We start from the raw sequence: 24,189 nt of genomic DNA, 5'->3' as shown, positions 1-24,189 counted from the left end.
AACATACCTTTACGCGGGACCGTGGTCTAGCGTGCGATCTTGGCGATGGTGTAGACGCGAGTCTTGCCGGAAGGCGTAACGACCTCGACGGAATCACCCTCGCCGTGACCGATGATGGCGTGACCGACCGGAGACTCGTTGGAGATCTTGTGCTCGAGCGAGTTGGTCTCGGTGGTACCAACGAGCGTGACTTCCATGACCTCGCCGTTGGGATCAATCAGCGAAACGGTGGAACCGATGGAGACGGTCAGATCGCCCGTGGTGGCAGCAACCTGAGCGTTGGCAAGAATGGCCTGGATCTCGGCGATACGAGCAGCATTCTGGGCCTGCTTGTCCTTGGCGGCATCGTACTCGGAGTTCTCCGAAAGGTCGCCGAACGCGCGGGCTTCCTTGATGTCCTCGACGATCTCCTTGGCGTAATCGCCCTCACGCCAGGCGAGCTCCTCGACGAGCTTCTGGCGGCCCTCAGCGGTCAGTACGATCTGGCTTGCGTCCATACGGATATCTCCCCAACTCTGATCAAACAATCAACTGTCAACAAAACGAAAAAGACCGGCTAGCCTGCGGGCAAGCCGGTCAGGTGCTCACCCCAAAGGGATGGGACTACTCTGCGTCCGCGTCGCTGTCCTCTGCCTGCTTCTTCTTGGCAGCAGCGAGCTTGGCCTCGAGCTCAGCGATCTCCTTGTCCTCCTCGGACTGCTCGACCACGACCTCCTCGGCCTGCTTGGTCTCGGCCTTATCGTCGCCCTCCATACCCTCGCGGATATTCTTGACGGTAGAGCCGAGGGACTTGCCGAGCTTCGGCAGGTTCTTGGGCCCGAAGATAATCAGGACAACGACGAGAATAATGATGAGCTCAGGAGCCCTCAGTCCAAACATGTAGACCTCCACAATACAGCGAGACAAGCTCGAATGAGTATACCGCGGGTATCGCGGTATCACAACACTAGCTAAAAAAAGGGACCGCAAGAAGCGGTCCCTCCTCATGCTCTGGTCGGGTTGACTGGATTTGAACCAGCGACCCCTGCGTCCCGAACGCAGTGCTCTACCAAACTGAGCCACAACCCGTTAGCTCGACTATAGTAACAAAGATTTTCGCCGCGTGCTAGAGAAATTTTTATTTCTTTGGCGCGTCGATTTGAACCGTGTTGGGAATAAACTCAGTCGCGCAGGCCCACCAGCCATTTTGCTGGGCAGCATCGGCAAGCCTTTCGACCGTGGCAGCGGTGTCGCAAATGGCAAACGAGCAGGCACCCGATCCGCACACATCTACAGCAACGGTTCCGTCCTGTTTACGCAGCCAGTCGAGGACCGTTTGAATCTGCGACTCCATCTGTGCGGAAATGACACCCAGATTGTTATGGATAAGTGCATATGCCGTCTCGGCATCACCAGCACGCAAGGCAGAAGCTATCGCGCCGGGCTTGTCCGCAGGCACCGGGGCCTCGTCAAAACGTCGATAGGCTTCAATTGTCGAAACGCTTGCCTCGCGCGGCTTGACCAGCACGACGGGCGTCGCGGGCAGCGCGGGGTACTCAGTTGCCAGCACGTCTCCCCCACCTACGTAGAACGCAGGACTCGCGTGCAAAAAGAACGGGACGTCAGCACCAATGCCCCGCGCAATATCGTCGAGCGCTGGGTCGGTGCGATCAATGCCCCAGAGCTCTGCCAAGGCGACAATGACCGCGGCCGCATCCGTCGAGGGGCCGCCCAAGCCGGCGCACAATGGAATGCGCTTCTCAATCGTCACGCAGATGTTTGCCTCGCGACCATAATGCTCGGCCATAGCAACCGCAACCCGATACGCCGTATTCTTTTGCATGGGAAAATCTGATGCCGGAACCGTCTGGACGGTCAGCGCCTGCGCCGGCGTGACCGTCACGGTATCGGAAAGACCGACGGCCGCCATCAGGGAATCGACCCTGTGGTAGCCGCGGTCATCGCGCTCGGTATGAACCCCCAGGTAGAGGTTAATCTTTGCCGGCGCGGAAAGAGTCAGGGACCGATCGGTCACCGTTAATGCTCCTCGAGCTGATTGCCGAGCGGGGTAAAGATATGCTCGCCGCTCTCGGGGTCGAACAGCTCGACCTGACCGGTGAGCACATCGATATACTGGTAGGACTGACGCGACTTGCGGCCACGACGCTCGTCAACCTCGACAATGAAGACGGCCGGGTGGACGCTCTTGATGGTGCCCATGCGCTCGACGACGCGGGTACGGCCCATGTTGGCCTTAACCTTGACGCGATCGCCCACCATATCGGTCAGCTTCTCGTGGATGTCGTCGACGTGATTGACTTCCATCTCTTCCATGAACAGGGCCTCCAGAAGGTGCAATTCAAAAAGGGGATAATACCCCTAAGATAGACAAAACTCTAATACTATAGCACCCTGTTGTGGCCATACGCAAGTAGCTAAAAAAGCCCGGTCTCGAATACGTACCAGACGACAATCTCGCATGACCAGTTGTTACGCGGTTTGGTAAAACCGCGTAACCTAAAGGTTATCGGTGTCCAAGACGATGGTGAATGGGCCGTCGTTGACCAAGTCGACTTTCATATCGGCGCCAAAAATGCCGTGCGCCACGTGTTCGACATCTTGGCGAACGAGCGTCAGGAAGTACTCGTAGAGCTCGTTGGCAACATCGGGCGCGCCGGCATCCGTAAACGATGGGCGGCGACCGTGGCGGCAGTCAGCGAACAGCGTGAACTGCGACACCACGAGCACCTCACCGTCGACATCGGCAAGCGCCAAGTTGGTCTTGCCGTTCTCGTCCTCGTTGATGCGCAGCCCGCGGAGCTTGCCCCACAGCTTATCGGCCTCGGCACGCGTATCGCCATGGCCCACACCCAGCAGCACCAGGTAGCCGCGTCCAATGCGGCCCACGCACTCGCCGTCGACCGTCACGCCGGCGTTGAGTACGCGCTGCACCACCGCACGCACGGCCTACTCCTCGCCCGTCAGTTTGGCGGATAGGTGCTCGAGCGCATGGAATCGATGGCTGATGGCGTTCTTCTCGTCCGCCGTCAGCTCGGCCATGGTCTTGCCCGGCGTGTCGACCGGCAGGAACAGCGGGTCGTAGCCAAAGCCGTGATCGCCGCGGCCCTCGTGCGCGATAACGCCCTCGCAGGCGCCCTCGCCATAGGTAACCAGACCGTCCGTGTCGATGAGCGCGACGACGCTCATAAAGCGCGCGGTGCGGTCCTCATCTGCCACGCCTTCCAGGTTAACGAGAAGCTTGGCGTTGTTGGCGGCATCGTCGCCGTGCACGCCCGCATAGCGCGCGCTATACACACCGGGCTCACCGTCCAGCGCGTCGACGACCAAGCCCGAATCGTCGGCAATGGCCATAAGGCCCGTCTCCTCAACCGCGGCTTGGGCCTTGATGATGGCGTTCTCCAAAAACGTCGTGCCGTTTTCCTCGGGATCCTCAAAATCACCCAGCTGGCCGAGCGCCACAAAGCGCACCTCGGGCATGACCTTGCCCAAAATGGCCTCGATCTCGGTGAGCTTATGGGCGTTGCCCGTTGCCACGACGATGGTCGCCGCCGGGTCGAGGGTGTCGATGTCAATCTTCTCAAGTGCCATGACTGGCCTCCTTGTCTCTATAGCAAGCCGCGTGAGGGGCGTTTGGGCACTTGACCTCTCCCCTCTCAGGCGATCGGACCTTTCAACGCAGCATTTCAGCAGATAAAACCTACCAAAATAAACCTGTCCCTTTTTGGCAGGTTAGGCGATGGCTTGGCGCTGAAGCTCGATGAGCTCGGCGACACCCTTGTCACCCAGGTCAAGCAGGGCGTTGAGGCGTTTGCGGTCGAAGGGCGCCTGCTCGCCGGTGCCCTGGAGCTCGATCATCTCACCGGTATCGGTGGCGACGAGGTTCATGTCGACCTCGGCATGACTGTCCTCGGAATAATCGAGGTCAAGCAGCGTATTGCCGTCGACAACGCCCATAGAGATGGCAGCCACCTGGCCGGTAAGCGGGATGCGCTCGATCTTGCCCGCCTCGACCCACATGGCGAGGGCGTCGTGCAGCGCCACCCAGGCGCCGGTGATGCTCGCTGTACGCGTGCCGCCATCGGCCTGAATCACATCGCAGTCGACGGTGACGGTGTACTCGCCGAGCGCCTTCATGTTGACGACGGTACGCAGGCTGCGGCCAATGAGGCGCTCGATCTCCATGGAGCGACCCTTGCGGTTGGCGTGCTCGCGCTTGCAGCGCTTGCCGGTCGACGCCGGCAGCATGGCGTATTCCGCGGTCACCCAGCCGGCCTTAGCTCCCTTTCGCCAGCCCGGCACGCCCTCCTCGATAGTGGCGGCGCACAGCACGCGCGTGTCACCGAACTCGGCCAAACACGAGCCGTGGGCGTGCTTCATGACGCCACGGGTGAGCTTAACGGGGCGCAACTCGTTGGCGGCGCGGCCGTTGGCGCGGTTGACCTGCATGTACTCCATAGAAATATCCTTTCGGCAAAATATGTGGCGAAGGCTTTGGCGGCTGCCTTACATCTATTTCAGCTCATCGATATCGATATGTTCGATGCTCTTGAGCGGCTGACCAAAGATAAAGCTGTCCGCCACCGCAAACTCGGCAATGTTATCGGCCGTCGTGGCAAAACGATGCTGCGGCTCGGCGGCGTCGCCCGCCAGCTGCTCGCGGCGCGTGAGGATATCGGTCAGCTCGCGTGTGGTCTCCTCGGCGGAACTCACGACGCGCACCCCAGGCCCCAGCGCATGCCGGATAGGTCCCACCAACAGCGGGAAATGCGTACAGCCGAGCACCACGGTATCGATACCGTGGTCGCGCAGCGGCTCAACCGTGGCACCCACCAGCGCACGCACGGCAGGCGTATCGAAGATGTCCTCGTTCTCAAGCCACTGTTCCTGCAGATGTGCACCCGAGGCGAGCTCGTGTTCGACAACCTCGACAAAGCTCGAGGCAGGACAGCCGTATACATCGACGCCGGCATCCAGGTCCTGAATGGCGCGCGTGTAGGCGCCCGAGCGAATAGTGAGGTTGGTGGCGAGCACGCCCACGCGACGCGTACGCGTGCTGTTGATTGCCGCACGGGCACCCGGCGCGATCACACCGATCACGGGAACGTCGAGCACCTGCTGGGCCAGACGCAAGGCCGCAGCGGTCGCCGTGTTGCAGGCGATGACCATAATCTTGACGTCATGCTTCGAAAGCCAACGACCCGCCTGCAACGCAAACGAGCGCACCTCATCCTCGGTACGGGTGCCGTAGGGGCAGCGCTTGGTGTCGCCAAAGTAGTAGACGGACTCGTGCGGCAACGCCGTCGCAATCGCGCGCGCAACCGTCAGACCGCCCAACCCAGAATCGAACACGCCAATCGGGCGCGTGTCACCTGCCGAATTCTCGATATCGGACATTACCTCACCAGTCTCTCTCGAAAAGACATGTCCAAGTGCGGCGACGCCGCGCTACGAACGCGCCGCGACCAGCAGCTCTGCCGTCGCCGCCCAACCATCGACAATTTTGCCGCGCGTAACGAAAGCGTTCTCGCAAGCAGCCAGGAACTCGGGCGCGCCGGCGCTCGTCAGGCCATTCTCGACCAGGCAGAACGTGCCCACGTGATCGGCCATGTAGAAGTCGGACTCGGAATCGCCGAGCGCGAGCGTCTCCTCGCGCTCGATCCCCAGGTGCTCGCAGAAGCGCGCGATGGCAACGCCCTTGTTGAGACCCGCGGGGTTGATGTTGAATGCGCGACCGTCCTCGACGCGATCGAGCTCGAGCGTCGTCGGCTTGGACAGGTGAGTCAGATGGCCGTTGCAAGCCCAGATCAGACCGCAGCCGGCCTCGTCCAGGATGGCCTGAACCTCATCGTCGGGCACATCGCCGCGCATGCCGACGGTGACCTCACGGTATTTGTAGCCGGTCGACATGTCGTTGTGATACTCGATCTTGTGCGGCCAGCGGGCGAGGATCTTCTCGCACACGCCGGTCTGCTCGATCACCTGGTGCGGCGTGAGGCCGCAAGAGGAGTCGTAGGGCATGTCGCCGGTCAGATACTCCCAATCGTTGGCTTTGAGGTCGTACATAACCAGACCGCCCATCTCGCCAATGTAGGAGTTGAGGCCGAGCACGCGCGCGTCCTCGTGGATCATGGTACGGTTGCGGCCCGAGGTGGGAACCACCTGAATACCAGCGCGAGCGAGCGCCACGACGGCCTCGACGAGTTTGGTCGAGGGGTTGCCGTCGTTGTCGCGCAGCACGCACGAGCCGGGTGCAAGCATCGTGGCATCCAGGTCGGTAAAGACGTACTTGACCTTGGCCAAGCGCTCGCGCATCTCGCCCGAAAGCTCGGCGACGGTCGGCAGGGTATTGTGGGACATGGTTACTCCGTTTACGTAGAAGGGTTTGGACTTGGACGGCATGTTTTGATTGAGGGAACACGCTTATGGCGACAGCGCACTCAGGACGCCGCCGCCATCATGGTTCATTAGTCAAACTGGGCAACATCGATCAGGCGATTGGCCAGCGAAAGGTCGCTCTCGATGGGCACGAACTCGTCGCCCACGTGCATGAGCTCCTCGTCACCCTTTGCCAGCAGCAAGACAATGGTGGGAGCATCGGGGTTGACGTACTCCTCGCGCGCCGCCTTGAACGCCGCATGCACAGCGGCTTCGCGATCGAGGATGATCTTGTTCGGCGTATCGTCGGGAACATGTTCGGCAAGCTCGCGACAGACCTTCATCGGGTCCTCGTGAGCCGGGTCCTCATTGGCAAAGATCATCAGGTCGGAATACGGTGCGGCCTCGCGCGGAAGCTGCTCGCGGCGCTCCTGCGCCTTGCCGCCGGCAGCGCCAAACACCGCAATGACCGGACTAGCGGGAAACGCGCGCTTGACCGACGAGAAAAGCGAGCGGAACGAAAGCTGGTTGTGCGCGTAGTCGACGACACAAATCACGCGGCCGTCCTTCGACTCCACGACCTCCATACGGCCCGGCACACGCAGTTTTGAGAGGCCCTTCTTGATAGCCTCGATACCGATGCCGATCTCGCGCGCAGCGGCGATAGCGACCAGCGCGTTTTCCACGTTAAAGTCTCCCGCGATACCCAGCAGGACCTTCTCCCCCGCCTCGGACTCGTCGGCACACAGGCCATGCAAGTTGAACTCGATGCTAAAGCCGACTATGCGTACGTCGCTCGCCCACAGGCTTGCCTCGGGATGCTCGACGCCAACGGTCACCAAGCGCTCGGCCGTCGACGCTGCCTCCAGCACACGGTCGACCTCTTCGGTGCCCAGATTCACCACGGCGGTCTTTGCCTGGTCAAAAATCCTGAGCTTGCTCTCAAAATAATCCTCAAACGTGGGGTGTTCGATCGGCGAGATGTGGTCGCGGCCGATGTTGAGGAAGCACGCCACGTCAAACGGCAGATTCTCGACGCGTTGGTACTTGAGCGCCTGGCTCGAGACCTCCATGACCATGGACTGGCGACCGGACGTGCGGCAGTTGGCGATATGGCGCCAAACCTCGGGGGCCTCGGGCGTAGTATTGGTGCTCTCGTAGCACTCGATACCATCGTCGGTACTCACCGAGCCGATCATGCCGCAGGACTCGCCCGCCGCCTTGATGATGGACTGGAGCATAAAAGCGGCCGTGGTCTTTCCCTTGGTGCCGGTGATGCCCACGATCTTGACGTCGTGGTCGGGACGGTCGTAGACCTCCGGCGGCAACAGGGCCATGGCCGTGCGAACACTATCAACAACCAGCATCGCAGCACCGCTCTCCTGCGCCAGCGGCTCCAGAGACTCGACCAGCGACTCCTCGCACACAAATGCGACGGCGCCCGCATCGAGCGCCATGCTCAAAAACGCGGGCTTAAAGGCAGCACCTTTACAGAAGAACACGTCACCTGCCGAGACCGCGCGCGAATCAAACGAGCAACCGGTCACGGCACGCTCGTCAACCTGCTCTGATGCGCGCAGCTCGCCGCACACATCGAGCAGCTTGGCAAGCGTATCGACCGTGGTCACGGTCGCGGAATCCGAATGGTGCATCTTTCACCTTTCTCAGCCATTTGGCAGGGACGGTTTTCATAGTAACTGAAACGTGCTCGCGCAAAAACGGCTCCCGGAGGAGCCGTTACGCGCAGGCATTCGTAGGCCGAGACTAGGCAGCCTGAACAGAAGGCTGGCCCTCGTCGATAAAGAAGCGCTTGTACCACACCAGGAACACGAGCGGCGTATAGATCTTGCGCTGGAAATCGCCCTTGCCCGCAAAGTGCAGATCGAGCAGGTGCATGAGCTCGTCGGTATTGAAGAACTCGCTTGCCCACGGCGCGGTGAAGTACTCCTTGACATAGTCGTACCACTTTTGCTCGCGCAGCCAGTAGACAATCGGCACCGGGAAGCCCACCTTGGGACGGGTGGCCCACTCATCGGGCAGCGACTTGTTGGCAGCGTGGCGGAGTACCTGCTTGTTGCCGTTCTCGTTGATGCGGTAGCGGTCGGGAATGTGCTCGGCGAACTCCATGACTTTGCGGTCCAGGAAGGGCACGCGCAGCTCCAGTGAGTGTGCCATGCACATCTTGTCGGCCTTGAGCAGAATGTCGCCCGGGAGCCACATGTTCATGTCCAGGTACTGCTTCTTGACCAGCTCGGGCTGACCCTTCACGCGCGCATAGATGGGAGCGGCAAGCTCGAAGGCGCCATCGCCGGTGTTGTACTCGGGCTTGAGCACGCCGTCGACCTCGCGCTCCGGCCATACCAGAGCCTGTCCCAGGAACGACTTCTCGGGGATCTCGGCACCCTTGACCAGGAAGTTATGTCCCTTGAAGTACGGCATATGCAGCGCCAGGTTACCGAGCGCGCGACGGACGGGCAGCGGCACCATCTTTTTGTACTTGCGCACCGGGACCGTATCCTCGTAGTAGGCGTAGCCGCCAAAGAGTTCGTCGGCGCCTTCGCCCGAAAGCACGACGGTAACGTCCTTGCGGGCCATCTCGGCCAAGAACCACAGCGGCACGGAAGACAGGTTGGACTGCGGTTCGTCCATGTGATACTGGATGTCCTCGAGCGCACCGAAGAACTCGTCGGCGGTAATCATCTTGCGAACGTTCTCGACGCCGAGCTTATCGGAAAGCTCCTTGGCGTAGTTGGTCTCGTTAAAGTTCTTGTAGTCAAAGCCCACCGAGAAGGTCTTGTCGGGCATGAGGCAAGCGGCGATGTAGCTAGAGTCGACGCCACCGGAGAGGAACGACGCGACCTTGACGTCGGCGATGCGATGGGCCTCGACGCTCTCGTGCACGACCTCGTCCAGCTCGTCGACGTACTCCTCGAACGGCTTCTCGACGGCAGAGTAATCGCAATCCCAGTAGCGCTCGATGTTCATCTTGCCGGTCGGGATATCGACGGTAAAGTAGTGCGCCGGAGGCAGCTTGTAGACACCCTCGAAGAAGGTCTCCTCGGTTGCCGAATACTGCAGCGTCATGTACGGACGCAGGGCCTTTTTGTTGACCGCCTTGTGGAAGTGCGGGTAGTCCAGGAAGCTCTTGATCTCAGAACCAAAGAGCACGCCCGGAGCGCCGTCGCCCGCATCGGCCATGGGATAGTAGTAAAGCGGCTTGATGCCAAAGATGTCGCGGGCGCCAAAAAGCTTGTTCTTCTTTTTGTCCCAGATGACGAAGGCGTACATACCGCGCAAGCGATCGAGTACGGCCTCGCCCCACTCCTCGTAGCCGTGCAGGAGGCTCTCGGTGTCGGCGCCGCAGTGGAACTTGTAGCCCTTGGCCTCGAGCTCGGAACGGAGTTCTTGGAAGTTGTAGATCTCGCCGTTGAAGACAATGACGACGCTACCGTCCTCGTTGGCCATGGGTTGGGCGCCAGCCTCGGTCAGGTCGAGGATCGACAGGCGGCGGAAGCCGAGGGCAACGCGGCCGTCGATAAACTGACCGCCCATGTCGGGACCGCGATGGACGATGCGGTCCATCATCTTGGTGAGCACCTCGGATTGGTTATCCGTCCCACCGACAAAACCGACAAAACCGCACATATACTATCCCCTCTGCTGTTGCTGGGCATCAAATCGAATCAGTAGCTTTTGAGTATACCCGAGGGCGTAAAGAGGGGCGGAATGTTCAGGCAATCTCAACTGAATCAGCTCCGCTGTGACACGCGCGAGTTACCTTTAATGGATATGAGGTGAATGAGGCGATTGTTTTGCTATACTCTCTCCGCACGGGCGATTGGCGCAACGGTTAGCGCAGGTGCTTTACACGCACAAGGCTGGGGGTTCGAATCCCTCATCGCCCACCACTGAATTGTTAGGCTCCCAGCAATGGGAGCCTTTCTTTTTTGGGCCCATCGCAGAGGGATTCGAACCCGCCAGGGTGCGGAGCTGAGGAAACGCGAAGCGTTTTCCAGCGCAGCACGCGAGGGCCGTAGGCCCGAAGCGAAAGCGGGCGGCGTCAGCCGCACGCGACATCCCTCATCGCCCACCACCGAATTGGAAACGGTCCTCGCAAGGGGACCGTTTTTGTTTGCGCCCATCGCAGGGGGATTCGAACCCCACAGCTCACTCGTTTCAAGGGCAGTGGTCAAAAAATGCCAAATATGAGTACTGCTACCTCTTTTGTAACAGCATTTTCGAGGTCCCAAAGGGCAAATCTGACATCAAAGCAACGGCTAACGGTCCAGATGAGCATGTTTTCTGACAGCAAAACTGGACATATGCGGTCCAATTCGTCAAATTGTGTCTAATTTATATGCTACAGAATTAGTGCCCGTACTCATATTTGGCATTTTTTGACCAGAGGGACTTTTGACCATCGCAAATCAGCAACAAAACGGGCTCCGGATCGCCAAATCATGCCGCATATGACACACCCAGCAGTCCGGAACCCGGTCCAAATTGAGTTATTACGCTGCGTTAGCCCAAGACACCCGACAGGATCTCGATCAGGCTGTCCACGTCGGCTTCCTCGCAGACGAGCGGCGGCAAGAAACGCAGCGTATGGGCACCCGTAGCGTTAATCACGACACCGGCGGCCAGCGCGCGGGCAACAATATCATGTGCGTCGCCCGCGGCATCATCCAAATCACAGCCGAGCATCAGGCCACGGCCACGCACCTCTACCACATGCGGAAGCTTAGCCAGCGCCTGCTCCATATAGGCACCCACCTTGGCAGCATGCTCGGCATAATCGCCGCGCACAAGCGCGGAGAGCGTCGCGGCACACGCCGCGATGGCCAAGCAGCTACCGCCAAAGGTCGAGCCGTGGTCGCCCGGCTTAAACACGTCGGCAATCTCCTTCTTTGCCACGACGGCACCCATGGGCACGCCATCAGCAATGCCCTTGGCAAGGCTCATGATGTCGGGCTCCACGCCATAGGTCTGGAACGCAAACGGCTTACCCGTGCGGAAGATACCGCACTGGACCTCGTCGGCGATAAGCACGGCGCCCACTTCGTGTGCCAGGTCGCGCGCCGCCGCCATAAACTCCTCGGTCATGGGGTGCACGCCACTCTCACCCTGGATCGGCTCGAGCATCACGGCACAAATCTCGCTCCCCAGCTGCTTAAAGATTGCACGCAGCTCGTCCACATCGTTGGGCGTGCAGGCCACAAAGCCACCCGGCAGCGGGCGGAAGCTGTCCTGCAGCCAATCCTGCATGGTGGCGGCAATGGTCTCGAGCGTACGGCCGTGGAAGCCGCCGCGCATGCACACGATGGTGTTGCCGCCATTACCGGCACGCTTGGCGTACAGGCGCGCGAGCTTCATCGAGCCCTCGTTGGCCTCGGCGCCAGAGTTGGCAAAGAAGGTCTCCCAAACCTGCTCATCCGCAGCCGGGGCACCAAGAGCAGCTGCCGTGGTCTCATCGCCGGCGACAACGGCATCGGCAAGCACGCGCGCACCATCTACGTCGTCGTTAGCAAGCTTGGACAGCAGCGCCGCGACCTGTCCGCGCTGCTCGATGTAGAAGTAATTGGAGACATGCATGAGCTTTTTGGTCTGTGCCTCGAGCGCCGAGAGCACAGCCGGGTCGCCATGACCTAGGCTGCACACGCCGATGCCGGCAAGAAAGTCGAGGTACTCACGGCCATCGTCGCCGGTGAGCTTCATGCCGTGACCCTCGACAAACTCGACCGGAGAGCGGCCAAAGGTATGCATAACGTAATGGGATTCAAGCGATTGCTGAGCTGCAAGTGACATGGGATGCCTTTCGTTGGGCGCCAGACGGCGCGGGGCTATGGGTGCAGGAATGGGGCGGCTGCGGGTCAGCTAGACCGTCTGAAGCTTCTCGACCTCGTCAAGGTTTTCGGTCAGACGCGCAGCAAACGTCGAAAGCGGATGCGGATGCGTATCGAACTCGTAAGCCGTCTCGGTGGAATGGATCACGGTGCCGACGCCGGCATCGGTCAGCAGCTCCAGGAGCAGCGAATGCGGCGTAGTACCGTTAATGATGTGGGCACGAAATACGCCGCCGGTAAGCGCATCGACGGCCGCGCGCAGCTTGGGAATCATGCCCTTATCGACCTCGCCGCCGTAGAGCATTTCGTTAACCTCGTCGAGCGTTAGGTTGGAGATAAGCGAGTCCTTGTCGCTAAAGTCCTTGTACAGGCCATCGACATCGGTCAAAAAGATCGCCTTATGCGCGTGGAGCGCCGCGGCAACGGCACCGGCGGCGGTGTCGGCGTTGATGTTGAAGAAACCGCCGTCCTCCCCCGCCGCGACGGTAGCGATGACGGGGATGTACTCGCTATCGAGTAAGCGCTCGATATAGTCGGTGTTGACGTGCGTCACTTTGCCCACGCGACCGAGCTCGGGGTCGAGCGGCTCGGCGATGAGCGTGCCGGCATCGCTGCCCGACACGCCCACGGCCAGGTTGCCGTGGTGGTTGAGCGCCGCGACCAGCTCCTGATTGACCTTGCCGCCCAGTACCTCGCGCACGATGTCCATGGTGGCAGGCGTAGTCACGCGCTGGCCGTTCTTAAACTCGACGGGGATGTCGTAGTGGCTGAGCGCCTCGTTGATAGCCTTGCCGCCGCCGTGCACGATGACGGGACGCATACCGATGATCTTGAGCAAAACGATGTCGCTCATCACGTCGCGGCGCAGCTGCTCATCAACCATGGCGGCTCCGCCATATTTGATAACAACCGTCTTGCCGGTCAGGTTCTTAATCCACGGCAGCGCTTCGAACAGCAGCTGCGCGGTTGCTTCGTTGGATTCGCTCGAACGACAATCGCGTGCGAATTTCATAATCTGCCTCGTCTTTCGTATCGTTATCGCGCCGTACTCCGCCGTCCGCAATCGCGGCAAGATGCGCAGCATGCCTGGAATCTAGGAACGGTAGTCGCCGTTGATGGAGATGTATTCATGCGTGAGGTCGCAGGTCCACACAGTCGTTGCCGCGTCGCCTGCGCCCAGGTCGGCCGAGATCACGATCTCGGGCGCCTCGAAACGTCGTAGAGCCTCGTCCTCGTCAAAGGGAACAGTCAGACCGTCGCGACAGACAGGCATGCCCATCATGTCGATGGAAACGTCTTCCTGATTAAACTTCACGCCGCACTTGCCAAGCGCCATAGCAACACGGCCCCAGTTGCAGTCGTGGCCGGCGATGCAGGTCTTAACGAGCGGCGAGTTGGCGACGGCACGGGCGGCGATATCAGCTTCCTCGTCGTTGGCGGCTCCGGTAACGTTGACCGTAACAAGCTTGGATGCGCCCTCACCATCGGCGGCGATATTGCGCGCCAGGCTCTCGCACACCTCGTGCACGGCAAATGCCAACTCGTCAAAGGCATCGGAGCCCTCGACGATAGGCTCGGCATCTGCGGCAGCGGCGCCGGAGGCAAGCATGATGCAGGTGTCGTTGGTCGAGGTGTCGGAATCGACCGTTACCTTGTTAAAGGTCTGCTTGACGGTCGAGAGCAGCAGGGCATGAAGTGCCGCAGGCTCGACGGGGGCATCGGTGGTGATAACTGCGATCATGGTGGCCATGTTGGGCATGATCATGCCCGAGCCCTTGCACATACCGCCCACCGTATAAGCGTTGCCCGCATGGCCCGCAGCCTCGCTGCGATAGCGAACGGCATACTCCTTGGAATGCGTATCGGTCGTCATGATGGCACGGGCCGCATCGGCACCGCCATGGGCAGAGAGCGCCTCGTAGGCGGACGGGACGGCTGCCTCAAACGTGTCGATCGGCAAAATCTGTCCGATCACACCCGTCGAGGCAACCAGGATCTGCTGGGGCTCGCAGCCAATAACCTGCGAGGCGATGTTGCACGTCTCGCGCGCGCAGGTTAGGCCGGTCTCGCCCGTGGCAGCGTTCGCGTTGCCGGAGTTGATTGAAACGCCGGCGATGATGCCATAGCCCTTGTCCGCACCGCCTAGGTTGACACGGCTCACCTGCACGGGCGCCGCGCAAAAGCGGTTGGTCGTAAACACGCCGGCGCCGGGACAGGGCTTATCGGGCACGACGAGCGCATAGTCCAAGCGCTCGGGATTCTTCCGGAATCCCGCATGGATGCCTGCGGCCTTAAAGCCAGCTGCCGCCGTAACGCCACCCTCGACGGCGCGTATCTTAATATCAATCAGGTCGGTATTCATCGTCCCTACGACTCCCTATATCAAATAAAAAAGCGGGCATCGGCTGGCACGCCATACCGGTCGCAACTACTAGACCAGCTTAAAAGTGGCGCCCAACTCGATACCCGACTACCAAATCGCTAACAATCGAATGTGCTACACCGGGCACGCCACTGTGAGCAAGCCTCGTCGCTCGTCAAAGCCAAAAACGATGTTGGCGCACTGGACCGCCTGGCCCGCAGCACCCTTGCACAAATTGTCGATGGCGCCCGTCGCCACCAGCACGCCTGCACGCTTGTTGAGCGCAAGGCCAATCTGGGCGGCATTGGTACCGACGACCGAAGCCGTCTTGGGCTGCTGGCCGGCATCGAGCACGCGCACAAAGGTGCGACCGGCGTAAAACTTCTTGTAATGGTCGACGACATCCTCAAGAACCAGCGCGTCGAGAGCCTGCGGCGCGAGCGGCATCGTCACCGTGGAAAGCAGGCCGCGCTTGAGCGGTGCCAAGTGCGGGGTGAAGACGATGCGGTCGGCCAGGCCGAGTATCTGCTCGATCTCGGGCGTATGACGATGCTTGCCCACGCCATAGGCTTCCAGGTTCTCGTCCGCGCTGCAAAAATGGGTGCGGGCGTTACAGGACTTGCCGGCACCCGTCACGCCGCTGATAGCGTCAACGATCACGGGACCGCTCTCGGCCACCCAGCCCGCACGCACGGCAGGAGCGGCTGCAAGGCTCGTTGCGGTGGGATAGCAGCCGGCGCAGGCGACCAACACGGGCTTTCCGGCGGCATAATCGGATGCGGCGGTCTCCAAGTCCTGGCAGAACAGCTCGGGCAGGCCGAAAGCGCGGGTCTTGAGCAACTCGGGGCTCGTGTGCTCGACGGCATACCATGCCTCAAAGACAGACGCGTCGCTCAGACGGTAATCGGCCGAAAGATCGAAGCAGGACACGCCAGATGCAAGCAGTGCGGGCACCTGTGCCATGGCAGCCGTGTGCGGCACGGCCAAGAAGACGGCGTCGCAGGATTTAAGCTCGGGGGCGTCATGCGTGGTGAAAACCAGATCGCTCACGCCAGCAAAGCTCGGATACACCGCGGACAGCGGCTGGCCGGCATCGGCGTTGGACGTAATGGCAACAAGTTCAAACTCGGGATGACCGAGCACGAGGCGAATGAGCTCGGCTCCGGCATATCCAGCCGCGCCGACGATTCCAGCCTTCAAAGACATATCAGACTCCTTGTCTGCGATTTATGCACCGATGCGCATTTCGCAGCGGCCGTTATGAAGTGGGTTGAAACTTTAGCACCAAAAGATGCATGAATACGTAAATGGCTTGCATATTCATGCATTGAAACATTCCCGACACATTCGCTTGAAGGAATTGACAAATGGAGCGGGCCCCGTATTGACCGGCGCTCCTAACGGCACCGGGCAATACGGGGCCCGCCCATGCGAAAACCAAGTTGTTAGGATGAGCCAGCCGGCTAGAGCTCGACCGGCACCCATTCGTCGTGATTGCAGATAAAAGCCTCGGGATCCTCGACGCTAAAGAAGACGAGCGTGGGGTCGTTAGGCCCCTCATAGTGCTCGCCCAGGTGCTCTAGATGCTTCCACCCGGCTTCGCGCATTTCGTCTAAAGCCCGGTCATCCAAGCCGGCACGCCCGCGCAAGATAAGCCAGCCATGGCCCGGCCACCAACTCGTGGCCTCAAAGCGCTGGTTTTGCAGCAGCTCTTGCCACACATCTTTGGTGCGCGCTGTTACAAACCACAGCTTGCCATCCTGGATCTGCGCAAACGAAAACGGACGCACATGAGGCTGTCCGTCAACGCTCGTCGCCAAATACCATGCCGGCACCGACGTCAGATACTCCAACACCGTATTCAATCCGTCCACGTTTCCTCCTGTACTAGTTAGTTTGGGAACCTGGTTTGTGCGAGCTAGAGCTCCAGGCGCTCCTCGCTGCCGTCGATATCACAGAAGCGCGCGGCGATATTGCGCACCGAGAAGAACGCAAGGCGACCGTCGTTGGCGCTCTCGTGATCTTCGCCGATGCCCACCATGTGCTTAAAGCCGGCTTGGCGCACCCGGTCACTCACGACCGCGTCGTCCTCGAGCGCGGCCTCGCCAGTTAATACGATCCAGCACTCCCCCGGTTTCCAACCCGAAACCTCAAACTTGGGGTTCGCGCTAAGCTCGGCCCACACATCCTTATCGCGCGAGGTGCAAAACCACAGCTTGCCATCATCGACCATGGCAAACGAGAACGGCCTCACGCGCGGCTGATGTCCGTCCGTCACGTCGATCGTGGCGAGATACCACGCCGGAATACGCCTAAGATACGAACAGGCGCGCTCGAGCTGCGCCGTGCGGTCGTTATCGGTCATAGGGACCCCTTTCCTGCGCTCGAATCGCGCCTAAACAAGTTGAAGATTGATGACGATGACGCAGATGAGCAGCAACGCCGTCACCACCGCCGCCAGCGCATCGCCGCGGCCAAATGCAAGCGCATGCAGACGTGTGCGGCCCTGCTCGCCATGATAGCAACGGGCATCCATGGCGGCAGACAGCGTTTCGGCATGACGGAACACGCCCGTGAACAGCGGAATCGCCACACTGCCGAGCATACGCACGCCGCCGAGCGGGCCTCCCGTCACGCGCGCACCGCGGCTCGCCTGTGCATCGGCCGTCTGCTTCATCTCGGTGGCAAACTGCGGCATAAAGCGCAGCGCGATACCCATGATCATGCCGAGCTCGTGCGCAGGAAGTCCCACACGCGCAAACGGCGCGAGCAGGCGCTCAAAGCCCGCGGTGAGATCGAGCGTGGGCGTGGTGAGCGTAATAGCGCTCATGCCGGCCATCATCAAGGTCAGGCGGCACGCCATAAAGGCGGCGGAATGCAGCGAGCCCTCGCTTATCTGCAAAAAGCCGAGCTGCCACAGAATGCGCCCGCTCTGGTCGGAAAACAGGTTGAGCATCGCGACCACCGCGACGATCGCCAGCAGCGGCGCCATCGATGACAGGACGCGACGAGCCGGCACCCGGGACACGGCATAGATCAGGACAACGAAGATTGCGACCGGGACTAGTCCGCGGAAGCTGCTGACCGTGAGCGTCGTGATCAGAAACACAAAGCCCAAGAGCAACTTGGTTCGCGGGTCCAGGCGGTGAATTGCACTATCGCCGGGATAGTAGCTGCCAAACGAAAACGCCTCCATTAGCAGCCCTCCTCTCGCGCGACCGTCTTGGATTTAGCAATGTCCGCGACGTTAGAAGGACCGTCCGAGCGACCGATAAGCAGGTCCACCAGTTCGTCTGCCAGCGACTCAACCGTATAGAGGCCGTCAAAGCGCAGCGGCACGCCTGCCTTCGCAAGCGCCAGCGCCATGCGCTGGGCAGCGGGAACACCCAAGCCGATCGACTTGAGCTCATCGGCATACGCAAAAACCTGAGCGGGCGTACCCTCGGCAAACACCGTGCCCTCGTTCATCACGACAATACGGTCGCAGCAATTGGCAAGGTCATCCATACTGTGTGAAACCATGACGACGGTCAGGCCCTCGTCATGAAGATGGCCGATGAGCTCCAGGAAATCCCTGCGGGCTGCCGGATCGAGCCCCGCCATGGGCTCATCGAGTACCAGGACCTCGGGCTCCATGGCAAGCACGCCAGCAAACGCCACGCGCCGCTGCTGCCCGCCCGAGAGCTCAAAGGGACTCTTGTCGCCCACCGTGGCCAGGTCGAGGCCCACGCGCGCGAGCGATGACTCAACGCGGTGGGCAACCTCGGCCTGCGACAAGCCAAGGTTATGCGGACCAAATGCCACGTCCTGTGCCACGGTCTCGGCAAACAGCTGACGCTCTGGATACTGAAACACCACGCCGACCTTTGCCTTAACCGCGGCGGCATCTTTCTTGTTTACCAGGTCGAGCCCCAACGCGTAAACGGAACCCTCCTGGGGACGAATCAGTCCGTTGAGATGCTGAACCAGCGTCGATTTACCCGAACCGGTATGGCCCGCAAGGCCCAGGAACTCGCCACGACACACCGTTAGCGACACATCACGCAACGCCCAAGGGCTGCTAGGGTCGTTGCCCCAGAGGGTCTGCTTGTTCGATGCGCCCTCGGCGGCTGAACGCTTGTGCCAACGGCGACGCTCGCGGGCGCTCAGCGAATAGCTATACGAAAGGTGCGAAATCTCGATGACGGGCTCTGACGCGTTGTCCTCATTGTCTGCCGGAACAGCGCCGTCAGCGATTTCCGACTGGGATGCGGAAGACTGCCCCGCGGTGCCCGCCTCACTTCGCTCGGTATAGGCCTGCGCAACCTCGGCAACCATATCCGCCTCGCGCACCTGCGCGTGAACGGGCACGCCCTTCGCACGAAGCGCCCTGCCAAGACAGCACGATGCCGGCATATCCAGGTTCAGCCGCGCGAGTTCGTCCGCCTGCGTCAAGATTTCATCGGGCGTGCCCAACATGGCAACGCGCCCCGCCCGAAACACCGCGACTCGATCGGCCTCGGCGGCCTCTTCCATAAAGTGCGTAATCATCACGATGGTCATGCCGCGTTCGTGCAGCGCGTGACAGGCCTTCATAAGGCCCTTGCGCCCGCGCGGATCGAGCATCGAGGACGCCTCGTCCAAAATGAGCACGCGCGGCTCCATGGCGAGCACGCCGGCAAGCGCCACGCGCTGCTTTTGTCCGCCCGAGAGAGCGTGGGTCTCGTGGCGCTCAAAGCCCACCAGACCCACGGCCTTCAGCGCCTCGCGCACGCGCTGCGCGATCTGGGCCGATTCGACCCCTAAGTTCTCGGGACCAAACGCAACATCGTCCTCGACAAGCGTCGCCACAAGCTGGTCGTCGGGATTCTGGAACACCATGCCCGCAGTCGAGCGGATATCGTAGACCAGCTCGGGATCGGACGCGTCCATGCCGTTGACACACACCGTTCCCGCATCGGGCTGCAGCAGCGCGTTCAAATGCTTGGCAAACGTCGACTTGCCCGACCCATTGCCGCCGAGGATGCAGAAAAACTCCCCCTCCTCGATGTTCAGATCGATGCCATCGAGCGCCGGTGCAACACCGTCATAGCTAAAGGAAACGCCCCGACACTCAATCATGCGCGACCTTTGACCTGGTCCTTCTTGGGCGTGATGAGATTAGAGACCGCCTTGTACACTGCAAGCGTCAATACCGAGTTAAGCACGGTCTTGATAAGGTTGAACGGCAGAACAGCAGGAAGCATGAGTGGCAAAATCACATCGGCCGAGCCATACCAGAACCAAACGCCGATGGTCAGGTTTGCGACCATAGACAGCACCGTAGCGGCAATGACGCCGAGCGCCAGGCCAATCACGGCACCCTTATAGGTATGCATCTTCTGATAGACGATAGCCGCGGGCAGAATATAGCCCATCGTGGCAACCAAGTTCATAAGCGCGCCGACCCAGTCGCCCGTGGTAAGCGCATGGATAACGATCGCCATAGCGGCAACAGCGGTGCCGGCACCAGGGCCATACGCAAATCCACACACCATCGCCGGCACCAGCGACGGGTCATACGTCAAAAACGGCGCCGAGGGGAGGATGGGCAGCTGCACATACATAAACAGTGCTCCCAAGGCGCACATCAACGCCATGGTAACGAGCTGTTTGGTGCTCCACCTATTCGTGTTCTCAAAATGGATATGCTGCGACTGTTCAGACATAAGATCACCTGCCTCTTTCATCCGGACTCTAACCGTTGGTACTGGGATCTCACCAGTTCAGCCGGCATGCGAACCAACGCACACACGGGTCGCGGACTCATCGGCCCGGTCGCAGGCACGTTTCCTGCGCCACGGTACCCCTTTGGCACCGCCCGATTTACCGCCAGTGGGGAATTTCACCCCGCCCTGAAACAGCAATTGCAAGTGTAGCACGGGCAGGCTTTCGCGCAAGTATGCCAAGGGTAATTTATGGTGGGGATCAGTTGCCGCAACAACCACGTTCTCCGTTCGCTCCAAAGTAGCGCGCCTTTCGCGCAAAGCGCGAAACAGCGAAAGGGACACGTATCCCCATCAACCACATTCTCCGCCCACGCCGACCTCAAGGCCGTAAACGCAGGGGATCCGGGGGCGTGACGGGGTTTCTCTCCGGAACATTCCGCAGGACGCAAAGAGGCTCCGCAGCGCGAAGCGCGATGCGGAGCCTCTTTGCATGTCCGAGGACGTTCCGGAGAGAAACCCCGTCACGCCCCCGGATTCCCGGTGGGAGTTCTAGACCTTGTCGGCCTTAGTACATACCGCCGCCCTGCTGACCAGCGGTAGCAGCAGCGATAGCATCCTCAAGCTGAGTGTTCTTGGGCACATCGGAGACGGTGGCCTCGGTGATGAGAATCAGGCTGGCGACAGAAGCAGCGTTCTGCAGGGTGACGCGGCTGACCTTGACGGGGTCGAGGACGCCCATCTCAATCATGTCGCCCCACTCGCCGTTGGCAGAGTTGAGACCCTGGCCGGCGGGCAGCTCGGCAACCTTGTCGACCACGACAGCGCCCTCAAAGCCAGCGTTCTTGGCGATGGTAGCGACCGGAGCGGTCAGAGCCTTCTTGACGATATCGACGCCAATCTTCTCCTCGGGGTCGTCGATCTCAACAGCGTCGAGCGCAGGAGCAGCGTCCATGAAGGCGACGCCGCCGCCAGCGACAATGCCCTCCTCGACAGCAGCGCGGGTAGCCTGCAGGGCGTCCTCGACGCGGTGCTTGATCTCCTTGAGCTCGGACTCGGTAGCAGCGCCGACCTTGATGACGGCAACGCCACCGGAGAGCTTGGCCAGGCGCTCCTGGAGCTTCTCGCGGTCGAAGTCAGAGGTGGTGTTCTCCATCTCGCCCTTGATCTGAGCGATGCGGGCGTCGATGGCCTCCTTGGAGCCAGCGCCGCCGACGACGACGGTGTTGTCCTTGGAGATGGTGACGGACTTAGCGGTACCGAGCATATCGGCGGTGATGTCAGCGACCTTCACGCCCAGCTCATCCAGAGCGGCCTGGCCACCGGTGAGGACGGCGATGTCCTCGAGGATGCGCTTGCGGCGATCGCCGTAACCCGGAGCCTTGACGGCGCAGACGTTGAGAGCGCCACGGATCTTGTTGAGGACCAGGGTCGGCAGAGCCTCGCCGTCGATGTCCTCAGCGATGATGAGCAGGCCACGGCCGGCGCGCTGGACAGCCTCGAGAACAGGCATGATGTCCTGGACGCTGGAGATCTTCTGGTCGGTGATGAGGATGTACGGATCCTTCATCACGGCCTCCATGCGGTCGTTGTCCGTGACGAAGTAAGCGGAGACATAGCCCTTGTCGAACTGCATGCCCTCGACAGTGTCGATGGTAATGTCGAACGTCTGGGAATCCTCGACGGTGATGACGCCGTCCTTGCCCACGACCTCCATGGCCTCGGCGATCTTCTCGCCAACCTCGGGGTCACCAGCGGAGATGGTGCCGACGGAAGCGATCTGCTCCTTGGTCTCGACCGGCTTGGCCTGCTTCTTCATCTCGGCGACGGCGGCGTTGACGGCCTTGTCGATGCCGCGACGGATGGCCAGCGGGTTGGCGCCAGCGGCGACGTTGCGCAGACCGTCGTTGACGATAGCCTGAGCGAGCAGGGTTGCGGTGGTGGTGCCGTCACCCACGGTGTCGTTGGTCTTGGTGGCGACCTCCTTCACCAGCTGAGCGCCCATGTTCTCGATGTTGTCCTCGAGCTCGATCTCCTTAGCGACGGAAACGCCGTCGTTGGTGATGGTCGGGGCACCGAACGTGCGCTGCAGAGCGACGTAACGGCCCTTGGGGCCCATGGTGACGGTAACGGCATCGGCCAGAGTGTTGACGCCCTTTGCGAGCTTGGCGCGGGCATCGGTGTTGAACGTAATGTTCTTTGCCATGGTAGGTAATCCTCCAAAAGAAATGTGACTCGCGTCGCCGCTTCCGAGTCCTATGCGGCAGGCGCGTTCAAAGACGAATCAGAGATTCTGACGAGGCTAGGCCTCGACGACGGCGTAGATGTCGTCGGCGCGCATCAGCAGATACTTCTCGCCGTCGACCTTGACCTCGTTGCCACCAAACTTACCGTAGATGACAACGTCGCCGACCTGAACGTCCATGGGGATGCGCTCGCCCTTGTCGTTGACCTTACCGGCGCCAACGGCAACGATGGTGCCGCGCTGCGGCTTCTCCTGAGCGTTGCTGGCGATGTACAGGCCAGAAGCGGTCTTCTGCTCGGCCTCGTCGGGCTTGACCAGGACGCGATCTGCAAGCGGCTTCAAAGACGACATGCTTGTTTCCTCCTTTTTGGGCCGCGCGGTCATGCCGCGCGGGTTAACCCTTTTTGTTTGCGTACGCGTTGAATGGTACCCACGAATGGCGGGTTATACAACACGGAGTCAAAAAATCTTATTTTTTGGCACTTAGATTTTCTGAATGCCGAGGGATAACTCGGCAGTGGCTCCCGGGGCGGACCGGAGGGCATGAAGTTTGCTGCTCTACAGTCCTGCGCAAGACGGAAAGCACATTAAGTGCTTTCCTTTGCGTGCGGAACTCGCGACAAACTTCATGCCCTCCGGTCCGCCCCGGGAGCCAGGTTGACTAATTCGGGCCCGGCATTCGGAAAAGTCAGTGCAGCAAAATGGCGATGCGGATGGAATGCACAAGATAGGGGCACGTTGTTGGGACGCGCTCTTTTAAGTTGCGGTGGAATAGTTCCTGTATTTGGGCTTGAAGGCCGATTTTAGGGACTATTTCACCGCAACTGAGGGGTGGGATGTGGAGTTAACGCTCGTAAATCAAGTTGCCTGCCAGGTAGGTGGCCTGAACTTTTGTGGCCTGGAGGTCTTGGGGGTCAACGATGAGCGGGTTTTGATCCAGGACTACCAGGTCGGCATACTTGCCGGGCTCCAAGCTGCCGAGGTTTTGCTCGTCGCCCGCTGCATAGGCGCTGCCCAGGGTGTAGTTGCGCAGGGCTGTTGCTGCATCGATGCGCTCGCTCGGCAACCAGCCGCCCTCGGGCCAGTGGCTTTTGGGGTCCTGGCGCGTGATGGCCGTGTAGAGCACGTTCATGCTGGTAACAGCTGTTATGGGGCTATCGGTGCCGAAGGCTTGGCGAATGCCGCGCTGCTTATAGGTCGCAAACGGCCACATGATGCGGCTGCGCTCCAGGCCCAGATCGCGCTCGGGGCCGCCCGGGTCGAGTGTAATGTATCGAAGAGCTCCTATGAGTACTGGAGGCCCCGCGTCGCCGCGCCGCGCGACCGCGACGCCGACATACGCGACCGCGTGGTGCGCATCTTCCGCGAGGGCTCGGGGTGCTGGGGGTACCGCACCGTCTGGGCGCGCCTGCGCCGCGAGGGGGTCCGCGCCAGCGAGAAGCGCGTGGCCCGCGTGATGCGCGAGGAGGGCCTCGAGGTCGTCTACAACAAGAGGCGCGCCCGGGGCTACAGCTCCTACGCCGGCGAGGTCTCCAAGGCGCCGGAGAACCTCGTGAGCAGGAATTTCCACGCCGACGAGCCCAACCGGCTGTGGCTCACCGACATCACCGAGTTCAGGCTCCCGGGCGGCGAGAAGGTCTACCTGAGCCCGATCGTCGACTGCTTCGACGGGATGCCCGT

The 24,189-nt window shown here is 60.8% G+C and carries 23 protein-coding genes, 2 tRNA genes and 1 riboswitch; of the genes, 1 reads left to right on the top strand and 24 read right to left on the bottom strand.

The features are described 5' to 3' along the window. Positions 1 to 26: 26 nt before the first annotated feature. From greA to asnB, 12 genes are all read right to left on the bottom strand, one after another. The gene (gene greA, locus OIL77_06880; GenBank protein HJI45126.1) at positions 27 to 497 is read right to left on the bottom strand and encodes a transcription elongation factor GreA; all 471 of its coding nucleotides are present in this window, start codon (positions 495 to 497) and stop codon (positions 27 to 29) included. 106 nt (positions 498 to 603) lie between these two features. Further along, positions 604 to 879, bottom strand: a complete 276-nt coding sequence (gene tatA / locus OIL77_06875) for a twin-arginine translocase TatA/TatE family subunit (GenBank protein ID HJI45125.1) — start codon at positions 877 to 879, stop codon at positions 604 to 606. 112 nt (positions 880 to 991) lie between these two features. Then, positions 992 to 1,068, bottom strand: a tRNA-Pro gene (locus OIL77_06870). 49 nt (positions 1,069 to 1,117) lie between these two features. Further along, positions 1,118 to 2,014 (bottom strand): 4-(cytidine 5'-diphospho)-2-C-methyl-D-erythritol kinase, encoded by an 897-nt coding sequence (gene ispE, locus OIL77_06865; GenBank protein ID HJI45124.1) that lies wholly within the window; start codon positions 2,012 to 2,014, stop codon positions 1,118 to 1,120. 2 nt (positions 2,015 to 2,016) lie between these two features. Then, entirely contained in the window at positions 2,017 to 2,313 is a 297-nt protein-coding gene (locus OIL77_06860) for a Veg family protein (protein HJI45123.1), read from the bottom strand. A gap of 183 nt (positions 2,314 to 2,496) precedes the next feature. Next, positions 2,497 to 2,943 (bottom strand): D-aminoacyl-tRNA deacylase, encoded by a 447-nt coding sequence (gene dtd, locus OIL77_06855; protein HJI45122.1) that lies wholly within the window; start codon positions 2,941 to 2,943, stop codon positions 2,497 to 2,499. Between the two features lie 3 nt (positions 2,944 to 2,946). After that, positions 2,947 to 3,588 carry an RdgB/HAM1 family non-canonical purine NTP pyrophosphatase gene (rdgB, locus tag OIL77_06850; GenBank protein HJI45121.1) on the bottom strand — a complete coding sequence of 214 codons (642 nt, stop codon included), beginning with the start codon at positions 3,586 to 3,588 and terminating at the stop codon, positions 2,947 to 2,949. Between the two features lie 141 nt (positions 3,589 to 3,729). Then, positions 3,730 to 4,455 carry a ribonuclease PH gene (gene rph / locus OIL77_06845; protein ID HJI45120.1) on the bottom strand — a complete coding sequence of 242 codons (726 nt, stop codon included), beginning with the start codon at positions 4,453 to 4,455 and terminating at the stop codon, positions 3,730 to 3,732. Positions 4,456 to 4,509: 54 nt separating this feature from the next. Next, positions 4,510 to 5,394 (bottom strand): glutamate racemase, encoded by an 885-nt coding sequence (gene murI / locus OIL77_06840; protein ID HJI45119.1) that lies wholly within the window; start codon positions 5,392 to 5,394, stop codon positions 4,510 to 4,512. A 51-nt stretch (positions 5,395 to 5,445) separates the two neighbouring features. Further along, on the bottom strand, positions 5,446 to 6,357 hold the full coding sequence (locus OIL77_06835) for a Cof-type HAD-IIB family hydrolase (GenBank protein ID HJI45118.1): 912 nt from the start codon (positions 6,355 to 6,357) through the stop codon (positions 5,446 to 5,448). A 107-nt stretch (positions 6,358 to 6,464) separates the two neighbouring features. Further along, positions 6,465 to 8,027 carry a UDP-N-acetylmuramoyl-L-alanyl-D-glutamate--2,6-diaminopimelate ligase gene (locus tag OIL77_06830; GenBank protein ID HJI45117.1) on the bottom strand — a complete coding sequence of 521 codons (1,563 nt, stop codon included), beginning with the start codon at positions 8,025 to 8,027 and terminating at the stop codon, positions 6,465 to 6,467. Between the two features lie 112 nt (positions 8,028 to 8,139). Next, entirely contained in the window at positions 8,140 to 10,020 is a 1,881-nt protein-coding gene (gene asnB / locus OIL77_06825; protein HJI45116.1) for an asparagine synthase (glutamine-hydrolyzing), read from the bottom strand. 187 nt (positions 10,021 to 10,207) lie between these two features. Between asnB and OIL77_06820 the strand changes: the two genes are divergently transcribed. After that, positions 10,208 to 10,283, top strand: a tRNA-Val gene (locus tag OIL77_06820). Positions 10,284 to 10,896: 613 nt separating this feature from the next. Here the strand turns inward: OIL77_06820 and OIL77_06815 are convergent. From OIL77_06815 to OIL77_06760, 12 genes are all read right to left on the bottom strand, one after another. Continuing rightward, positions 10,897 to 12,180 carry an aminotransferase class III-fold pyridoxal phosphate-dependent enzyme gene (locus tag OIL77_06815; protein HJI45115.1) on the bottom strand — a complete coding sequence of 428 codons (1,284 nt, stop codon included), beginning with the start codon at positions 12,178 to 12,180 and terminating at the stop codon, positions 10,897 to 10,899. A gap of 69 nt (positions 12,181 to 12,249) precedes the next feature. After that, positions 12,250 to 13,230, bottom strand: a complete 981-nt coding sequence (gene argB, locus OIL77_06810) for an acetylglutamate kinase (GenBank protein ID HJI45114.1) — start codon at positions 13,228 to 13,230, stop codon at positions 12,250 to 12,252. Positions 13,231 to 13,311: 81 nt separating this feature from the next. Further along, positions 13,312 to 14,580, bottom strand: a complete 1,269-nt coding sequence (gene argJ, locus OIL77_06805; protein ID HJI45113.1) for a bifunctional glutamate N-acetyltransferase/amino-acid acetyltransferase ArgJ — start codon at positions 14,578 to 14,580, stop codon at positions 13,312 to 13,314. Between the two features lie 135 nt (positions 14,581 to 14,715). After that, entirely contained in the window at positions 14,716 to 15,786 is a 1,071-nt protein-coding gene (gene argC / locus OIL77_06800) for an N-acetyl-gamma-glutamyl-phosphate reductase (GenBank protein ID HJI45112.1), read from the bottom strand. Between the two features lie 257 nt (positions 15,787 to 16,043). Continuing rightward, positions 16,044 to 16,454: a pyridoxamine 5'-phosphate oxidase family protein gene (locus tag OIL77_06795; protein HJI45111.1), complete on the bottom strand. Its 411-nt coding sequence runs from the start codon at positions 16,452 to 16,454 to the stop codon at positions 16,044 to 16,046. 44 nt (positions 16,455 to 16,498) lie between these two features. Further along, a complete protein-coding gene (locus OIL77_06790; protein HJI45110.1) occupies positions 16,499 to 16,945 on the bottom strand; it encodes a pyridoxamine 5'-phosphate oxidase family protein in 447 nt (148 codons plus the stop codon). A gap of 30 nt (positions 16,946 to 16,975) precedes the next feature. Continuing rightward, on the bottom strand, positions 16,976 to 17,776 hold the full coding sequence (locus OIL77_06785; GenBank protein HJI45109.1) for an energy-coupling factor transporter transmembrane protein EcfT: 801 nt from the start codon (positions 17,774 to 17,776) through the stop codon (positions 16,976 to 16,978). Then, positions 17,776 to 19,680, bottom strand: coding sequence for an energy-coupling factor transporter ATPase (locus tag OIL77_06780; GenBank protein HJI45108.1), 1,905 nt, complete (start codon positions 19,678 to 19,680; stop codon positions 17,776 to 17,778). Before OIL77_06780 ends, OIL77_06785 begins: the two co-directional genes overlap by 1 nt. Further along, positions 19,677 to 20,267: an ECF transporter S component gene (locus OIL77_06775; GenBank protein ID HJI45107.1), complete on the bottom strand. Its 591-nt coding sequence runs from the start codon at positions 20,265 to 20,267 to the stop codon at positions 19,677 to 19,679. The genes OIL77_06780 and OIL77_06775 overlap by 4 nt, the downstream gene beginning before the upstream one ends. Before the next feature lie 5 nt (positions 20,268 to 20,272). Continuing rightward, a riboswitch (FMN riboswitch) is annotated at positions 20,273 to 20,465 on the bottom strand. Between the two features lie 367 nt (positions 20,466 to 20,832). Then, positions 20,833 to 22,470 (bottom strand): chaperonin GroEL, encoded by a 1,638-nt coding sequence (gene groL, locus OIL77_06770; protein HJI45106.1) that lies wholly within the window; start codon positions 22,468 to 22,470, stop codon positions 20,833 to 20,835. Positions 22,471 to 22,566: 96 nt separating this feature from the next. Then, positions 22,567 to 22,860, bottom strand: coding sequence for a co-chaperone GroES (groES, locus tag OIL77_06765; protein ID HJI45105.1), 294 nt, complete (start codon positions 22,858 to 22,860; stop codon positions 22,567 to 22,569). 493 nt (positions 22,861 to 23,353) lie between these two features. Further along, positions 23,354 to 24,079: an amidohydrolase family protein gene (locus OIL77_06760; GenBank protein HJI45104.1), complete on the bottom strand. Its 726-nt coding sequence runs from the start codon at positions 24,077 to 24,079 to the stop codon at positions 23,354 to 23,356. Positions 24,080 to 24,189: the final 110 nt, after the last annotated feature.

It is taken from the genome of Coriobacteriaceae bacterium (assembly GCA_025993015.1).
Lineage (GTDB): Bacteria > Actinomycetota > Coriobacteriia > Coriobacteriales > Coriobacteriaceae > Collinsella.
The sequence above is the reverse complement of the archived record's forward strand: the minus strand, read 5'-3'. Positions and strand labels throughout refer to the sequence as shown.

Excerpts from the sequence above, each read along its gene's own strand:
- groES (HJI45105.1), bottom strand. The coding sequence starts at position 22,860 with ATGTCGTCTTTGAAGCCGCTTGCAGATCGCGTCCTGGTCAAGCCCGAC.
- OIL77_06775 (HJI45107.1), bottom strand. The coding sequence starts at position 20,267 with ATGTCTGAACAGTCGCAGCATATCCATTTTGAGAACACGAATAGGTGG.
- greA (HJI45126.1), bottom strand. The coding sequence starts at position 497 with ATGGACGCAAGCCAGATCGTACTGACCGCTGAGGGCCGCCAGAAGCTC.
- murI (HJI45119.1), bottom strand. The coding sequence starts at position 5,394 with ATGTCCGATATCGAGAATTCGGCAGGTGACACGCGCCCGATTGGCGTG.
- asnB (HJI45116.1), bottom strand. The coding sequence starts at position 10,020 with ATGTGCGGTTTTGTCGGTTTTGTCGGTGGGACGGATAACCAATCCGAG.
- OIL77_06815 (HJI45115.1), bottom strand. The coding sequence starts at position 12,180 with ATGTCACTTGCAGCTCAGCAATCGCTTGAATCCCATTACGTTATGCAT.
- groL (HJI45106.1), bottom strand. The coding sequence starts at position 22,470 with ATGGCAAAGAACATTACGTTCAACACCGATGCCCGCGCCAAGCTCGCA.
- rph (HJI45120.1), bottom strand. The coding sequence starts at position 4,455 with ATGGAGTACATGCAGGTCAACCGCGCCAACGGCCGCGCCGCCAACGAG.
- OIL77_06835 (HJI45118.1), bottom strand. The coding sequence starts at position 6,357 with ATGTCCCACAATACCCTGCCGACCGTCGCCGAGCTTTCGGGCGAGATG.
- tatA (HJI45125.1), bottom strand. The coding sequence starts at position 879 with ATGTTTGGACTGAGGGCTCCTGAGCTCATCATTATTCTCGTCGTTGTC.
- OIL77_06780 (HJI45108.1), bottom strand. The coding sequence starts at position 19,680 with ATGATTGAGTGTCGGGGCGTTTCCTTTAGCTATGACGGTGTTGCACCG.
- rdgB (HJI45121.1), bottom strand. The coding sequence starts at position 3,588 with ATGGCACTTGAGAAGATTGACATCGACACCCTCGACCCGGCGGCGACC.
- argB (HJI45114.1), bottom strand. The coding sequence starts at position 13,230 with ATGAAATTCGCACGCGATTGTCGTTCGAGCGAATCCAACGAAGCAACC.
- OIL77_06860 (HJI45123.1), bottom strand. The coding sequence starts at position 2,313 with ATGGAAGAGATGGAAGTCAATCACGTCGACGACATCCACGAGAAGCTG.
- OIL77_06785 (HJI45109.1), bottom strand. The coding sequence starts at position 17,776 with ATGGAGGCGTTTTCGTTTGGCAGCTACTATCCCGGCGATAGTGCAATT.
- OIL77_06830 (HJI45117.1), bottom strand. The coding sequence starts at position 8,027 with ATGCACCATTCGGATTCCGCGACCGTGACCACGGTCGATACGCTTGCC.
- argC (HJI45112.1), bottom strand. The coding sequence starts at position 15,786 with ATGTCTTTGAAGGCTGGAATCGTCGGCGCGGCTGGATATGCCGGAGCC.
- argJ (HJI45113.1), bottom strand. The coding sequence starts at position 14,580 with ATGAATACCGACCTGATTGATATTAAGATACGCGCCGTCGAGGGTGGC.
- OIL77_06790 (HJI45110.1), bottom strand. The coding sequence starts at position 16,945 with ATGACCGATAACGACCGCACGGCGCAGCTCGAGCGCGCCTGTTCGTAT.